This window comes from Aeromicrobium terrae, from assembly GCF_008039565.1.
In the GTDB taxonomy this organism is placed as follows: Bacteria; Actinomycetota; Actinomycetes; order Propionibacteriales; family Nocardioidaceae; genus Aeromicrobium; species Aeromicrobium terrae.
This window is the reverse complement of sequence record NZ_VDUX01000005.1, coordinates 169,679-185,903: the sequence shown is the minus strand read 5'-3', so window position 1 is coordinate 185,903 and position 16,225 is coordinate 169,679. Positions and strand designations below refer to the sequence as shown.

10 protein-coding genes are annotated in these 16,225 nt (G+C 67.6%); all 10 read right to left on the bottom strand.

Features of this window, described 5'->3' with window-relative positions:
- Positions 1 to 6: 6 nt before the first annotated feature.
- The gene (locus FHP06_RS11990) at positions 7 to 3,849 is read right to left on the bottom strand and encodes a DNA-directed RNA polymerase subunit beta' (protein WP_147687014.1); all 3,843 of its coding nucleotides are present in this window, start codon (positions 3,847 to 3,849) and stop codon (positions 7 to 9) included.
- A 20-nt stretch (positions 3,850 to 3,869) separates the two neighbouring features.
- Complete coding sequence (gene rpoB, locus FHP06_RS11985; RefSeq protein WP_147687013.1) at positions 3,870 to 7,424, bottom strand: DNA-directed RNA polymerase subunit beta; 3,555 nt, start codon at positions 7,422 to 7,424, stop codon at positions 3,870 to 3,872.
- A 228-nt stretch (positions 7,425 to 7,652) separates the two neighbouring features.
- Positions 7,653 to 8,441 carry a hypothetical protein gene (locus tag FHP06_RS11980; protein ID WP_147687012.1) on the bottom strand — a complete coding sequence of 263 codons (789 nt, stop codon included), beginning with the start codon at positions 8,439 to 8,441 and terminating at the stop codon, positions 7,653 to 7,655.
- Positions 8,438 to 9,025, bottom strand: coding sequence for a hypothetical protein (locus tag FHP06_RS11975; protein ID WP_147687011.1), 588 nt, complete (start codon positions 9,023 to 9,025; stop codon positions 8,438 to 8,440). Before FHP06_RS11975 ends, FHP06_RS11980 begins: the two co-directional genes overlap by 4 nt.
- Positions 8,995 to 10,218, bottom strand: a complete 1,224-nt coding sequence (locus FHP06_RS11970; RefSeq protein WP_147687010.1) for an MCE family protein — start codon at positions 10,216 to 10,218, stop codon at positions 8,995 to 8,997. The genes FHP06_RS11975 and FHP06_RS11970 overlap by 31 nt, the downstream gene beginning before the upstream one ends.
- Positions 10,215 to 11,570, bottom strand: coding sequence for an MCE family protein (locus FHP06_RS11965; RefSeq protein WP_147687009.1), 1,356 nt, complete (start codon positions 11,568 to 11,570; stop codon positions 10,215 to 10,217). Before FHP06_RS11965 ends, FHP06_RS11970 begins: the two co-directional genes overlap by 4 nt.
- Entirely contained in the window at positions 11,570 to 12,748 is a 1,179-nt protein-coding gene (locus tag FHP06_RS11960; RefSeq protein WP_147687008.1) for an MCE family protein, read from the bottom strand. Before FHP06_RS11960 ends, FHP06_RS11965 begins: the two co-directional genes overlap by 1 nt.
- The gene (locus FHP06_RS11955; RefSeq protein ID WP_147687007.1) at positions 12,745 to 13,695 is read right to left on the bottom strand and encodes an MCE family protein; all 951 of its coding nucleotides are present in this window, start codon (positions 13,693 to 13,695) and stop codon (positions 12,745 to 12,747) included. Before FHP06_RS11955 ends, FHP06_RS11960 begins: the two co-directional genes overlap by 4 nt.
- A complete protein-coding gene (locus FHP06_RS11950) occupies positions 13,692 to 14,789 on the bottom strand; it encodes an MCE family protein (protein WP_147687006.1) in 1,098 nt (365 codons plus the stop codon). Before FHP06_RS11950 ends, FHP06_RS11955 begins: the two co-directional genes overlap by 4 nt.
- Positions 14,786 to 16,225 carry an MCE family protein gene (locus FHP06_RS11945; protein WP_147687005.1) on the bottom strand — a complete coding sequence of 480 codons (1,440 nt, stop codon included), beginning with the start codon at positions 16,223 to 16,225 and terminating at the stop codon, positions 14,786 to 14,788. The genes FHP06_RS11950 and FHP06_RS11945 overlap by 4 nt, the downstream gene beginning before the upstream one ends.

Below are 16,225 nucleotides of genomic sequence, written 5' to 3'. Positions count from 1 at the left end.
TGCTGGTTACTCGTACGACGTGAAGTCGAAGTCGTCGAGCTGGACCGGCGTGCCGTCGGCGTTGCCGAACCCGTAGTCGTAGGAGTCGTAGCCGGTGACCGCGTACGCGGCCTGGCGGGCCTCCTCGGTGGGCTCGACCCGGATGTTCCGGTACCGCTCCAGGCCGGTGCCGGCCGGGATCAGCTTGCCGATGATGATGTTCTCCTTCAGGCCACGCAGCGAGTCGGACTTGCCGTGGATCGCCGCGTCGGTGAGGACGCGGGTCGTCTCCTGGAAGGAGGCGGCCGACAGCCACGACTCGACGGCCAGCGAGGCCTTCGTGATGCCCATCAGGACCGGACGGCCGGAGGCGGGGGTGCCACCCTCGGCGACGACCCGACGGTTCTCCTCCTCGAACCGGGCACGATCGGCCAGGTCACCGGGGATGAGGTCGGAGTCGCCCTGCTCGATGACCGTCACGCGACGGAGCATCTGGCGCACGATGATCTCGATGTGCTTGTCGTGGATGGCCACGCCCTGGCTCCGGTAGACCTCCTGGACCTCGTCCACGAGGTGCTCCTGCGCCCGGCGGACACCCAGGATGCGCAGGACCTCCTGGGGGTCGGGCGTGCCGTGCGTGAGCTGGTCGCCCACCTCGACGCGATCGCCGTCCTGGACCATCAGACGCGCACGCTTGGTGACCGGGAACTCCAGCGGCTCGCCGCCGTCGTCCGGGGTCACGACCACCTTGCGGGCCTTGTCCGTGTCGTCGATCGTGACGCGACCGGCGACCTCGGTGATCGGCGCCTTGCCCTTGGGCTGGCGGGCCTCGAACAGCTCGACCACGCGCGGCAGACCGTGCGTGATGTCGTCACCGGCCACACCACCGGTGTGGAAGGTGCGCATCGTCAGCTGCGTGCCGGGCTCACCGATGGACTGGGCCGCGATGGTGCCGACGGCCTCGCCGATGTCGACGAGCTTGCCGGTGGCCAGCGAGCGGCCGTAGCACTTGGCGCACGTACCGGCCTTCGCCTCGCAGGTCAGGACCGTGCGGACCTTGACCTCCTCGACGCCGGCCGCGATGAGCTCGCCGATCTCGACGTCGCCGAGATCGCCGCCGGCCTCCACGAGCACCTCGCCCGACGTCGGGTGGGTGATCGCCGTGGCCGCGCTGCGCGAGTACGCCGAGGTCTCGACGTTCTCGGCCGCCACCAGGGTGCCGTCGTCCAGACGCGTCGCGATGGTCTTGGGCAGACCACGCTCGGTGCCGCAGTCGTCCTCACGGATGATGACGTCCTGGCTCACGTCGACGAGTCGACGCGTCAGGTAGCCGGAGTCGGCCGTGCGGAGCGCCGTGTCGGCGAGACCCTTGCGAGCACCGTGGGTGGCGATGAAGTACTCGACCACCGACAGGCCCTCGCGGAAGTTCGCCTTGATCGGACGCGGGATGATCTCGCCCTTCGGGTTGGCCACCAGGCCTCGCATCGCGGCGATCTGACGCACCTGCATCATGTTGCCGCGGGCGCCGGAGTTGACCATCATCCAGATCGGGTTGTTGTCGTCGTTCTTGAAGACGGTCTCCATCTCCGCCGACACCTCGGCCGTGGCCTGCGTCCAGATCTCGATGAGCTCCTGACGCCGCTCGTCCTCGGTGATCAGACCGCGGTCGAACTGCTGCTGGACCTTGGCCGCCTGACCCTCGAACTTGGCCAGGATCTCCGGCTTGCTCGGCGCCGTGACGACGTCGTCGATGGAGATCGTGACGCCGGAACGGGTGGCCCAGTGGAAGCCGGTGTCCTTCAGGTTGTCGAGGGCGACGCCCACGTCGACCTTGGAGTACCGCTCGGCGAGGTCGTTGACGATGACGCCGAGCTCCTTCTTGCCGACCTGCCAGTCGACGTACGGGTAGTCCTCGGGCAGCGCCTGGTTGAAGATCGCGCGACCGAGCGTGGTCTTCTTCGACTCCACCGTGCCGTCGTGCGACGGGATGCGGATCGTGACCTTGCTCTGCAGCGTGATCTCGCGGCGGTCGAACGCCATGATCGCCTCGGCCACCGAGCTGAACGCCCGGCCCTCCCCCGGCTCGCCGTCACGGTCGAGCGTCAAGAAGTACAGGCCGATGATCATGTCCTGCGTCGGCATGGTGACGGGGCGACCGTCGGCCGGCTTCAGGATGTTGTTCGTCGACAGCATGAGGATGCGGGCCTCGGCCTGCGCCTCCGCGCTGAGCGGCAGGTGCACGGCCATCTGGTCGCCGTCGAAGTCGGCGTTGAACGCCGAGCAGACGAGCGGGTGGATCTGGATGGCCTTGCCCTCGATCAGCTGCGGCTCGAACGCCTGGATGCCCAGACGGTGCAGCGTGGGCGCACGGTTCAGCAGCACCGGGTGCTCGGTGATGACCTCTTCGAGGACGTCCCACACCTCGGCGCGCACGCCGCGCTCGACCATGCGCTTCGCACTCTTGATGTTCTGCGCGTGGTTGAGGTCGACGAGCCGCTTCATGACGAACGGCTTGAACAGCTCGATCGCCATCTGCTTCGGCAGGCCGCACTGGTGCAGCTTGAGCTGCGGGCCGACGACGATGACCGAACGGCCGGAGTAGTCGACGCGCTTGCCGAGCAGGTTCTGGCGGAAGCGACCCTGCTTGCCCTTGAGCATGTCGGAGATCGACTTCAGCGGACGGTTGCCCGGTCCGGTGACCGGACGGCCGCGGCGGCCGTTGTCGAACAGCGAGTCGACGGCCTCCTGGAGCATCCGCTTCTCGTTGTTGACGATGATCTCCGGCGCACCGAGGTCGAGCAGGCGCTTGAGCCGGTTGTTGCGGTTGATCACGCGGCGATAGAGGTCGTTCAGGTCCGACGTGGCGAAGCGGCCACCGTCGAGCTGGACCATCGGGCGCAGCTCCGGCGGGATCACCGGGACGGCGTCGAGGACCATGCCCTCGGGCTTGTTGCTGCTGCCCAGGAACGCGGAGACGACCTTGAGGCGCTTGAGCGCACGGGTCTTCTTCTGGCCCTTGCCGGTGGCGATGATCTCGCGCAGCGACTCGGCCTCGGCGTCGAGGTCGAAGCTCTGCAGGCGCTTCTGGATCGCCGTGGCGCCCATGTAGCCCTCGAAGTACTTGCCGAAGCGGTACGTCATCTCGCGGTACAGGAGCTCGTCGCCCTCGAGGTCCTGGACCTTGAGGTTCTTGAAACGGTCCCAGACCTCTTCCAGACGGTGGATCTCGCGGTTGTGGCGGTCCTCGATCTGGCGGAGCTCACGCTCGGCGGCGTCGCGGATCTTGCGCTTCGCGTCGGCCTTGGCCTCCTCGGCCTCGAGGACCGCGAGGTCCTCCTCGTACTTCACCGAGCGCTTGTTCTTCTCGTCGTCGCGACGGTCCTTGAGCTGCTTGATCTCCAGCTCGATCTTCGACTCGAGCGAGGAGAGGTCGCGGTGACGCGCCTCCTCGTCGACGTGCGTGATCATGTACGCGGCGAAGTAGATGACCTTCTCGAGGTCCTTCGGAGCGAGGTCGAGCAGGTAGCCGAGCCGGCTCGGCACACCCTTGAAGTACCAGATGTGCGTGACCGGGGCGGCGAGCTCGATGTGGCCCATGCGCTCGCGGCGCACCTTGGACCGCGTGACCTCGACACCGCAGCGCTCGCAGATGATGCCCTTGAAGCGCACCCGCTTGTACTTGCCGCAGTAGCACTCCCAGTCGCGCGTGGGACCGAAGATCTTCTCGCAGAAGAGGCCGTCACGCTCGGGCTTGAGCGTGCGGTAGTTGATCGTCTCAGGCTTCTTGACCTCGCCGAACGACCACTGACGGATGTCGTCGGCGGTGGCGAGGCCGATCTTGAGCTGATCGAAGAAGTTGACGTCAAGCATCTAGTTCAGTTCCTTCTTTCTCAGACTTCTTCGACGGAGCTGGGCTCACGGCGGGACAGGTCGATGCCGAGCTCCTCGGCGGCACGGAAGAGGTCTTCCTCCGCGTCGCGCATCTCGACGGCGGCGCCGTCGGAGTTCAGCACCTCGACGTTGAGGCACAGGGACTGCATCTCCTTGACCAGCACCTTGAACGACTCCGGGATGCCGGGCTCGGGCACGTTCTCGCCCTTGACGATGGCCTCGTAGACCTTGACGCGGCCGAGGATGTCGTCGGACTTGATCGTGAGGAGCTCCTGCAGGGCGTAGGCGGCACCGTAGGCCTCGAGGGCCCAGACCTCCATCTCACCGAAGCGCTGGCCGCCGAACTGGGCCTTACCGCCGAGCGGCTGCTGGGTGATCATCGAGTAGGGGCCGGTCGAACGGGCGTGGATCTTGTCGTCGACCAGGTGGTGCAGCTTGAGCATGTACATGTAGCCGACCGAGACCGGGTCCGGGAACGGCTCGCCGGAGCGGCCGTCGAACAGCCGCGCCTTGCCCTCCGGGCCGACGAGACGGTCGCCGTCGCGGTTCGGGAGCGTGGAGGCCAGCAGGCCGGTGATCTCGTCCTCGCGCGCACCGTCGAAGACCGGGGTGGCGATGTTGGAGTCGGCCGGCGCCTCGGAGGCACCGATCTTCTTCAGTCGCTTCTGCCAGTCCTCGGTGGCGCCCTCGACCTTCCAGCCGGCCTTCGCGACCCACCCGAGGTGGGTCTCGAGGACCTGGCCGACGTTCATGCGGCCGGGGACACCGAGCGGGTTGAGCACGATGTCGACGGGCGTGCCGTCCTCCAGGAACGGCATGTCCTCGACCGGAAGGATCTTGGAGATGACGCCCTTGTTGCCGTGGCGGCCCGCGAGCTTGTCGCCGTCGCTGATCTTGCGCTTCTGCGCGACGTAGACGCGGACGAGCTGGTTCACGCCGGGGCTGAGCTCGTCGCCCTCCTCGGCGTCGAACACGCGGACGCCGATGACGGTGCCGGACTCGCCGTGCGGGACCTTCAGCGAGGTGTCGCGCACCTCGCGCGCCTTCTCACCGAAGATCGCGCGGAGCAGGCGCTCCTCCGGGGTGAGCTCGGTCTCGCCCTTGGGCGTGACCTTGCCGACCAGGACGTCGCCGTTGCCGACCTCGGCGCCGATGCGGATGATGCCGCGCTCGTCGAGGTTGGCCAGGACCTCCTCGGAGACGTTCGGGATGTCCCGGGTGATCTCCTCCGGACCCAGCTTGGTGTCGCGCGCGTCGACCTCGTGCTCCTCGATGTGGATCGAGGTGAGGAGGTCGTCCTGCACGACGCGCTGGCTGAGGATGATCGCGTCCTCGTAGTTGTGGCCCTGCCAGGGCATGAAGGCGACGAGCAGGTTGGTGCCCAGCGCCATCTCGCCCTGGTCGGTGCAGGGACCGTCGGCCAGCGGCGTGCCGACCTCGACCCGGTCACCCTCGGTGACCAGCGGACGCTGGTTCGTGCAGGTGCCCTGGTTCGAGCGGCGGAACTTCGCCAGCCGGTACGTGGTGTAGGTGCCCTCGTCCTCGGCGATCTCGATCGCGTCGGCCGAGACCTCCTTGACGACGCCCGGCTTCTTGGCGACGGTCACGTCACCGGCGTCGACCGCGGCACGGAACTCCATGCCGGTGCCGACCAGCGGCGCGTCGTTGCGGATCAGCGGGACGGCCTGGCGCTGCATGTTGGAGCCCATGAGCGCGCGGTTGGCGTCGTCGTGCTCCAGGAACGGGATCAGCGCCGTGGCGACCGACACCATCTGGCGGGGCGAGACGTCCATGTAGTCGATCTCGCCGGCCGGCCGGAGCTCGGCCTCGCCGCCGCGCTGGCGCACCAGCACGGAGTCGTCGACGAACGCGCCGTTGTCCTTCAGCGGCGAGTTGGCCTGGGCGATGATGTAGCGGTCCTCGTCGGTGGCCGTGAGGTAGTCGATGTCGTCGGTGACCTTGCCCTTGACGACCCGGCGGTACGGCGTCTCGATGAAGCCGAACGAGTTGATCCGGCCGTACGAGGCCAGCGAGCCGATCAGGCCGATGTTCGGGCCTTCCGGCGTCTCGATCGGGCACATGCGGCCGTAGTGCGACGGGTGGACGTCACGGACCTCGTAGCCCGCGCGCTCACGCGACAGACCACCCGGGCCGAGGGCGTTCAGGCGCCGCTTGTGCGTCAGGCCGGCCAGCGGGTTGTTCTGGTCCATGAACTGGCTGAGCTGCGACGTGCCGAAGAACTCCTTCAGCGCGGCGACGACCGGCCGGATGTTGATCAGCGTCTGCGGCGTGATGGCCTCGACGTCCTGCGTGGTCATGCGCTCGCGGACGACGCGCTCCATGCGGGCCAGGCCGGTGCGGAGCTGGTTCTGGATCAGCTCGCCGACCGTGCGCATGCGGCGGTTGCCGAAGTGGTCGATGTCGTCGGCCTCGACCACGGTGGGTCCGGCCGGGGCGTCGATCTCGGTCTCGCCGGCGTGCAGCGACACGATGTACTTGATCGCGGCCACGATGTCGTCGAGCTGCAGCGTCTGCTGGTCGAACGGCTCCTCGACACCGAGCTTCTTGTTGATCTTGTACCGGCCGACCTTGGCAAGGTCGTAGCGCTTGCCGTTGAAGTAGTAGTTGTCCAGCAGCGTCTGCGCGGCCTCCTGCGACGGCGGCTCGCCCGGACGCAGCTTGCGGTAGATGTCCAGCAGCGCCTGCTTCTGGACCTCCGCGTTCACCTGCTCCTCGGTGACCGGCTCGCCCTTGGCGCGCTTCTCGAGGTCCTCACGGACGGCGGCGGACTTGATGGAGTCCTTCTCCAGCGTGAGCGCGATGGACTCGTAGCCCTCGAACTCCTTGAGGATCTTCTCGTCGCTCCAGCCGAGCGCCTTGAGCAGGATCGTGACGCTCTGCTTGCGCTTGCGGTCGAGACGGACGCCGACGAGGTCGCGCTTGTCGATCTCGAACTCCAGCCACGCACCGCGCGACGGGATGACCTTGGCGGTGTAGATGTCCTTGTCGGACGTCTTGTCCGGCGTGCGCTCGAAGTAGACGCCCGGGGAACGGACGAGCTGCGAGACGACGACACGCTCGGTGCCGTTGATGATGAACGTGCCCTTGTCCGTCATCAGCGGGAACTCGCCCATGAAGACGGTCTGGGACTTGATCTCGCCGGTCTCGTTGTTCATGAACTCGGCGGTGACGAACAGCGGCGCGGCGTACGTGACGTCGCGGTCCTTGCAGTCCTCGACCGAGTACTTCGGAGGCTCGAAGCGGTGGTCGCGGAACGACAGGCTCATCGTCTCGGAGAAGTCTTCGATCGGGGAGATCTCCTCGAAGATCTCCTCGAGACCGGACTTGGTGGAGACGTCGGTACGCCCGGCGGCGACGGCCTTCTCGACCTCCGCCTTCCAGGCGTCGGAGCCGATCAGCCAGTCGAAGCTGTCGGTCTGGAGAGCCAGGAGCTCAGGAACCTCGAGGGGTTCGGAGATCTTGGCGAAGGAGATGCGGCGGGGGCTGTTCTGGGCGTTCTGAGCGGTAGCGGCGGCGGAGCGCGAGGCGGCCAAGAGGGATCCTTCCGAGGGCTCGCAATGTGGCCACGGTCAGTGGCGCACTGATATGGACTTCGGCGCACGCCACGACACCCCAGTCAAGGGCATGACAAGCAGGCGAGGTGGGCGCGAAAGTTCAGTCTAACGCGCCGTACCGAACGAATGCAAGGGTGGTCCTTGACAAATCCCGATTCGTGCGGAACGCTTTTCGGTTTTCCCTGTTGCCAGAGGGTCTTGCTGCTGCTAGAGCGCCTTGATGTCGTCCACGAGCCAGGTGCCGTCGTGCTTGACCATCGACATCGTGATCCGGTTCGCGAAGACCGTGGGCTCCTTCGAGCCGTCGGCCAGGCGGGCCTGGTCGATGAACACCAGCACCTCGGCGCGGTCGGGGTCGCAGGTGGTGCCGCAGTCGACGGCGGCGGCGTCGCGCGTGCTGGCCTTCACCTGGATCTTGCGCTGCGGGGCGAGGTCGTTGAGCGCCGGCGAGATCGACTCGAACTTCTTCGCGAACGACGACGTCATGGTGGCCTTGGCGTCGTCCATGTGGTCGTCGAGCTTGTCGTACTCGTAGGAGAAGATCGTCTCCGCGGCGCTGGACGCGGTGGAGGCCGCCTTGTCGTGCGCCTCCACGATGCCGTGCGAGTCCTGCCAGTCGTTCCACCCGCGGATGCCGAAGACCACGCCGAACACGACGGCGGCCACGGCGACGGCGACCAGCCCGAGGAACGGCAGGGACGGGAGACGGCGCGACGACTCCCCCGGTTCGGCCGGGATCGTGCTCGCGTCGACGGTCTCGGGCTCAACCGCCGGAGCCGGCTTGGTCTTGGGACGCGCCGGCTTGGCGACGGGCTTGGCGACCTTCGCCGGCTTCGCGACCGGTGCCGGCTTCGGGGCCTTCGCTGCGGGCGCGGGCTTGGCGGCCTTGGCCGGCTTGCGCTTGGCGGCCGGCTTGGCCGGCGCGGGTGGGGCCGGCTTGCTCTCGCCGGCGATGCGGCGGCGGCGCGGCGGCTGCGGGGGCTGTGACGAGCTCACTGGTCTCCCCCCTCGGTCGGCGTCGGGCTGGGCGTCGGGGTCGGCGTGCCGACCGAGGCCTGCAGCGGCGCGACCGACTCGAACTGGCTCACCCGCCACAGGCCCTTCTGGCGGGCGAACGTCACCTTCCAGCGGAAGCGGCGCTCGACGGCGGCCTCGTCCGCGTCGGTGGTGATCTTCGCGTTGACCGCGACCAGCGCCACGGCGGAGTCGCCGTCGATGGAGTCGACCGCCACCTGCAGGACCTTGGCGCTGCCGCTCTTCTGGTCCTTGCCCTTGATGGCGTCGAAGACCGCGTTCGTGACGGTGGTGAACTCCTTGAAGTACGACGGCGTCAGCAGCGGTCGCATCCGCTTCTGGTAGTCGGCCTTCTCCGTGACGGAGTACGTGTTGTAGGTGACGGCGAAGTCGCGCGCCCGCTGCTCCACCGCGCCCCGGGCGCCGCCGCCGTCGTCACCGTCGCTGAGGCGAGGGATGATCAAGCCGGCCGCGCCCACCAGCACCCCGACGACCGTGAGGACGATCAGCAGACGTACCAGGGAAGAGGCGGATCTCAGCTCGTCGCCGGACCGAGCAGAAGCCACGTCCACGAGTCCTTTCCAGAGGTGGAGGCCACCCCTGCGCGATCAAGGTTGATGTCCGACTTCGACGGGGTGCGGGGGACCTTCTTGCCATTCTTGCAGTCGGTATCAACATCGAACGGGATGTCGCCCAGCTGGTCGGGCGTGCGGATCGGACGGTAGCCGCCGTCGTTCTGGTTCTCGCGGCAGACCGGGCCGGAGCCGCCGGGCTGCGGCGGCTCGCCGGTGGCGATCAGGCCGAAGGTCGCGTCGAACTCGCCCTTGCTGCCGGTGCGCTTGCTCGGGGCGATGACGCTGAAGCCGCCGTCGACGAGGTACGGGTACAGGATCGCGATCGCCTCGAGGCCCTTGTGGTACTTGTCGAGCGGCACCGTGGCGATGCGCAGGTCGTTGAAGACCGACGTGAGGTCCTTCTGGTTCTCGTCGACGACCTCACGGATCTCCTTCGCGCCGGAGGTGCCCTGGTCGAGCAGGCGCCGGAGGTCGGGGTCGGCGTCGACGAGCGTGTCGGAGAACTTCGCCAGGTTCGACGAGAAGGTGGCCAGCTCGCTCTGCTTGTCCATCTGCGTGCGGAGCACGCTCGAGGAGCTGCGGATCAGCTGCTGGGTGACGCCGATGTTCTCCTCGGCGGCCGTCACGAACTCGGTGCTCGTGTCGATGATGCGGCCGAGGTCGCGCCCGGTGCCCTCGAAGGCGCGGCCGAGCTCGTCGATCAGCGTCTGCAGGCTCTCGGTGTCGACGGACTTCACCAGGTCGTTGACGTCGATCAGCAGCGTGGAGGCGTCGATCGGGACCCGGGTGTCCTTCGTCGGGACGGTGGAGCCGGCCTTCAGGTACGGGCCGGTGTCGCGCCGCGGCTGCAGGTCGACGAACTGCTCGCCGACGGCCGACTTGTTGGCCACGGCGACGAGGAGGTCGTCGGGGATCTTCGGCGCCGACTTCTCGATGTCGAGCCGGATCTTGACGCCTTCCTTGACGAACGTCAGCTTGCCGACCTTGCCCACCGCGATGCCGCGGTACGTGACCTGGGCGCCGGCGAAGATGCCGCCGGAGTCGGCGAACGTGGCCGTGACCGGGAAGGTGCGGTCGACGACGAGACGGTCGACCTGCGCGTACTTGCCGCCGACGAAGGCGCCGCCGAGCAGCGTGATGATCGCGAACGCGATCAGCTGGATCTTGGTGAATCGAGTGATCATCGTGCCACCGCCGGTCCGACGAGGAGGCGCCCGACATCGAGCCGGTCCGCCTTGGCGATGCTGGTCGCCGGCGTGCGGCACAGGCCGAGCAGGGAGCAGAACACGGGAGCCGCCTTGGGGTCCTTGCTGGACTTCGGTGACGACGCCTTGCCGAGCCCGTCGACCAGCCCGGTGAGACCCTTCGTGGCGTCGGTGGGGCTCTTCGGCTGCGCGGTCTTGGGCGCCGGGAGCGTCGGGGCGCCGGCCTTCACGAGCGAGACGATCATGGCGATCAGCGACTTCACCTGGTCGGTGTTGAGGTTCAGGTTGATGTCGAGGTTCGCGTAGTCGCCGTAGCAGGCGCCGTTGTGCACGGTGCTGGCGATCTTGTCGGCCGGCGTCTTCTTGGTGCCGTCACCACAGCTGACCAGCGCGCGCGACAGGGAGTCGCCGACGATCGCGTCGCTGAACGGGAACGACAGGATGATCTCGGAGACCTTGGCCAGGTTGTCGCCGGCGTTGGCGAGCTCGCGCAGCACCGGGGCCAGGTTCTTGAGATCGGCCAGGGTGTCGGCCTTCGAGCGGCGGATGACGCCGGTGGCGACGTCGCCGAGCTTGTCGAGCGACTGCAGCAGTCCGACGAGGTCGTCGCGCTGGCCGTTGACGACCCGGAGGGCCTCCGGGAGGTCGTCGAGCGCGTGCGTGATGGCGGCCTTCTGCTGGTTCGTAGTGATCGCGAGGCGGTTCACCTTCTCCAGCGACGTGAGCAGGGCCTGCTTGTTGTCGTCGAGCTGGCCGAGGAACGTCGAGGTGCTCTGGAGCAGCTGCTTGACCTCGGGCTCGTTGCCGTCGAGCGAGGCGTTGAGCTCGCGGACGATGGTGTTGACCTTGTCGAGGCCGCCGCCGTTGAACAGCAGGGAAGCCGCGCCGAAGACCTGCTCGATGTCCGGGTTGGCGCCCGAGCGGTCGAGCGGGATGACGTCGCCGTTGCTCAGCCGGCCGGTGCCGCCGTTGGCCGGCGGGGCGAGCGACACGAACTTCTCGCCGAGGAGGCTGGTCTGGCGGATGGTGGCCTGGGCGTTGTCCGGGAGCTCGACCTTCCCGTTGATCTCCAGGGTGACCTCGGCGTTCCAGCCCTTGCGCTTGACGTCGGTGATCTTGCCGACCGCGATGTCGTCGACGCGGACCGCGCTCTGCGGGACCAGGTCGAGGACGTCGCGGAACTCGACCTTCACCGTGTAGGGGTGGTCGCCGACGTCGGCACCGCCGGGCAGCGGCACGTTGTACGGCGAGAAGCCACAGCCGGAGAGCACGAGACCCGAGGCCAGCGTCACCATGAGCGCGCTCAGCCGAGTGCTGTGTCGGATCCTCATCAGTTCACCGCCAGCATGTCGGCGACCGAGTCGTTCATGCGGTCGGGGCGTTCGACGGGAGCGGAGGCGGCCGGCGAGCGCGGCAGCGTGGGCAGCAGGCCGTCCACGATGTCCGCGAGACCGTCGCACAGCTGGCCGGAGGCGGGCACCGGCTCGGCGAGGATGTTGCAGAAGACGCTGACCGGGTCGCCGAGCAGGCCGCCGACCAGGTTGATCAGGTTCGACCGGTTGTCGAGCGTGCCGACGCCGGGGTTGCCGTTGTAGGTGACGGCGACGTTCGACAGCGCCGTGGGGCCGCCGACCGCGATCTTCTCCAGGTCGTCCTGGTGGTTGGCCAGGACGCGGGCGATTCGCTGCAGGTTGTCGACGTTGCCGCGCAGCTCGCTGCGGTTCTCCTTGACCAGCGTGCGGACGTCGATCAGGGCCTTGCTGAGCGCCTCGAGCGTGCCCTTGAGGTCCTCGCGCTCGCCCTCGAGCACCTGGGAGACCTGCGCGGTGCTGTCGAAGAACGCGCGCACCGACTGGTCGTTGCGCTGGAGCAGGTCGACGAACTGGTTCACCTCGCGCACGCTGCCGAACAGGTTGTCCTTGTTGTCGGACAGCGTCTTGCTGAGCCGGCCGAAGTTCTTCAGCGTCTGGTTGAGCTGGGCGCCCTGGCCGTTCAGCTGGTCGGCGGAGTCCTCGATGATGTTGCTCAGCGCGCCGTCCTTGTTGGCGCCCTTCGGGCCGAGGGCCACGGAGAGGTCGTCGATGGACTGGAAGATCTTGTCGAGCTCGACCGGCACGGCCGTGCGGTCGATGCTGAGCCGGGCGCCGTCGGCCAGCACGGGCCCGCCGGAGTAGGCCGGGGTCAGCTGGACGAATCGGTCGCCGACGATCGCGGGCGAGACGATGACCGCCTTCACGTCGTCGGGCAGCTTGACGTCGCTCTTGTACGACAGGGTGGCGCGCACCGAGTCCCCGCGCGCCTTCAGCTTGTCGACCTTGCCCACGGCGACGCCGAGGATCTTGACGTCGGAGCCGACGTACAGCGAGTTGGTGGACTCGAAGTCGACGGTGAGCTTGCGGGTGTCGTTGCCGCCGGCGAACACGACGAGCATCGCGAGCAGGAGCGCCAGGACGACGAACGCCCCGATCACCTTGGTCAGGCCGGAGAACCGGTTCATCACGGTGGTCATCCGCCACCCCCGATCTTCACGTAGGTCTCGAACCAGGGTCCGACACCGAGGGCGTTGGAGAACACCCGGAAGAAGCCGGGAAGCACGCGCAGCGACTCGTCGAGGCTGGCCTCGTTCTTGCGCAGCATCGTGGTGACCGTGTCGAGCTGGGTGAGCGCCGGCTTGAGGTCGGCGCGCGTGTCCTTGACCAGGGCGCTCAGCTCCGTGGAGATCTGCTGCGTGGAGACCAGCAGCTGGTGGATGGCGTCACGCCGCGAGCTGACGGCCTGGAACAGCACCGCCGAGTCCTTGAACAGCGCCTCGAGCTGGTCGTTGCGGGCGTTCAGCACGCCGGTGACCTTCTTGAGGTTCTGCAGCAGCGTGTCGATCTGCTCGTCGCGGTCGGCCAGGTTGCGGGAGAGGTCGGAGACGCCCTTGATGGCGCCCTTGAACTCGCGCGGCGTCTTGGCGGCGACGTCGGACAGCGTGTTCAGCGCCTTGGAGATCTGGTCGACGTCCAGGGCGTCGGTGGTGACGCTGAGGTCGGAGAACGCGTCGACGACGTCGTACGGCGGCGTGGTCCGCGAGAGGGGGATCGTGCTGCCCTTCTTGAGGGTGCCGCTGCCGGACGGCTCGACCGCCAGGTAGGTGGCGCCCAGCAGCGTGCGGATGCCGACCGACGCACCGGTGTCGCGGCCGAGCTTCACGCCCTTGTCGAGCTTGAACTTCACGTCGACCTTGTCGCCGTCGAGCGAGACGCCCTGGACCTTGCCGACCGGCACGCCGGCGATGCGGACCTCGTTGCCCTTCTTCAGGGCGCCGATCTCGGCGAAGTCGGCGTGGTAGACGTCGCCAGCACCGATGATCGGGAGCTTGTCGGCACGGAAGGCGCCCAGCATCAGGAGCAGGATGACGGCGAAGCCGATCAGCCCGATGACGACGGGGTTGCGCTCGCGGAACGGTTTCATGGCTTGTTCCCCGCTCCCGGTCCGGGGTACTCCTCAGGCTCGGTCTTGCACCGCTCGCCGCCCGTGGGGACGTTGAGCAGCGGCACCAGCAGCTTCGCCAGGTTCGGCGGCACGCCGTCGAGGTGCACCTCGAGCTCGCAGACGTAGAAGTTGAAGAGGCTGCCGTTCGACGCCAGGTTGCTCACCTTCGTCAGCTTGATCGGCAGGATCTGCAGAGACTTGGAGAACTGGTTCAGGTTCTTCTTCTTGCTCAGGTTCTTCGTCAGGCGGTTGAGCTGCTTGACGTCCTCGGCGATGTCCGGCCGGCCCTGCACGAGCAGGTTCGACGTCTCGTTGGTGAGGTCGGAGATCGAGTCGATCGAGTCGAGGATCGCGTTGCGGTCCTTCTTCAGCCCGGTGACGAACTGCTGGAGCGTGCCGATGGTGTCGGAGAGCTCCTGGTCGCGGCTGCCCACCGTGTCGAGGACGTCGGAGAGGTTCGTGATGACGTCGCCGATGAGCTGGTCGCGGCCGGCCAGCGTGTTGGTGAGCGACGAGGTGCGGGCGAGCAGCGTCTGGACGTTGCCAGCCTCGCCCTGCAGGGTCTGCACGATCTCGTACGCGAACTTGTTGGTGTCGTCCGGCGAGAGCGCCTGGAACACCGGCTTGAAGCCGTTGAACAGGACGTTGAGGTCGAGCGCCTCCTGCGTGCGGTCCAGCGGGATGGTGTCGCCGGACTTGAGGCGCGCGGTGGAGCCCTCGGCCCCCTGCTCCAGGGCGAGGTACCGCTGGCCGACGAGGTTGCGGAACCGCGCCGTCACGGTGGTGTTCTTGGTGAGCGGCGTGTCCTTGTCGACGCGGAACGTCACGAGGGCCTTGTCGCGCTGGTAGACCTCGATCTTGTCGACCGAGCCGACCGAGACGCCGGCGATGCGGACGTCGTCGCCCTTGGCCATGCCGGTGGTGTCGGTGAAGACGGCCTTGTACGTGTCGTGGGCGCCGAACGAGCCGTTGCTCAGCGTGAGCATGAGGATCAGCGTCATCAGGCCGGTGAAGACGCAGAAGATGACCAGCTTGATCAGGGCGGACCAGGAGTCGCGGTCGAGCAGCTTCATCGGATGCTCACCTCCGACCCACGGATCACGGGGCTGAGCATGATGGAGGCGACGTCAGGCATCGCGCTGCCCGGCTTGCCGGCGACGGCGCCGGCCAGCTCGGCGAGCATGGCGCGCTGCTCGTCGGAGTCGACGGAGTCGAGGCTCGGGTCGACGAGGCCGTTGCTCGCCACGGCGGCGCGGTCGTAGTACGGGTTGCCCTTGAACTTCCCGAACTTGCCGTTGTGGTCGTTGTTGATGCCGATCAGCTGGTACACCTGCGCGGGGAAGGTCGGGAACGGCTTGGCCTGGCTCCAGGGGTCCGTCTTCAGGTCGCCCTGGTACTTCTTCAGGTCGTCGCACACGGCGCCGAGGCCGGCGGGGCCACCGGAGGGAAGGCGCGCGTGGTTGTTGACGTCGGCCGCCGGCGTGGCCGCGATCTGCGCCTTGGTGGGGATCTTGGCGTTCTCGTCGGCCTTGTACGCGGTGGGCTGGTCCGGGACGACCTCGAGGTCGATGTGGACCGTGCGGTTGCGCAGCACGCTGCTGGCGCGCGGCGTGAGGTAGCGCAGGCCGTTGAAGAAGCACGGGAACGTGGAGGAGTAGCGCGCCTCGACGTCGAGGATGGAGCGGCTCTGCTTGGCCAGCGCCTCCATGTTGGCGCCGTTGGCCTTGAAGAACGTGGTGAGGGTGTCGGCCAGCGACGTGCCCTCGTCGAAGAACGCGGCGAGCTGGGCCCGCTTGGAGACGATCGTGTTGCCGGTGGTGACCGTGTTCTCCAGCGTGCGGCCGATCTGCGGCATCGCGTCGGCATAGCTGTCGGAGACGTCGCCCAGCTGGACGAGGTCGGTGACGAGCTGCGGGACGTCCGGGTTCAGCGTCGTGAGGTAGTCGTTCAGCTTGACCAGCGTCTTGCCGAGCTTCTCGCCGCGACCGTCGAGCGCCTGCGAGACGGCGGACAGCGTGTACGACAGCTTGGCCGGGTCGATGGACTCGAGCAGCGGGTAGAGGTCGTTGAGCAGGGTCTCGACCTCGATCGGCACCTTGGCGCGCGTGATGGTGTCGCCGGCCTTGAGGTGCTGCTTGCTCGGCTCGTCCGGGGCGACCAGGGAGACGTACTTCTCGCCGAACAGCGTCTTGGGGATGATCTCCGCCGTGACGTTGGCCGGGACCTGGTCGATCATGTCGGGGTTCATGCCGAGCGTGATCTTGGCACCGTCCGGCGTGGACTCGATCTTGCGCACCTCGCCGACGATCATGCCGCGCAGCTTGATGTCGGCGTTGTCGGGGATGTTCAGGCCGGCCTTGTCACCGGTGAGGGTCACGTTGTCGTAGTTGACGAACGTCTTGTTGAAGAACGCGAACGTCAGCCAGATGAAGAACGCCATCAGCGCGACGAACGCGACGCCCAGCACCTTGAGGGAGGTGGGGCGTTCGGCGAATGCGGTCCGGGCCAT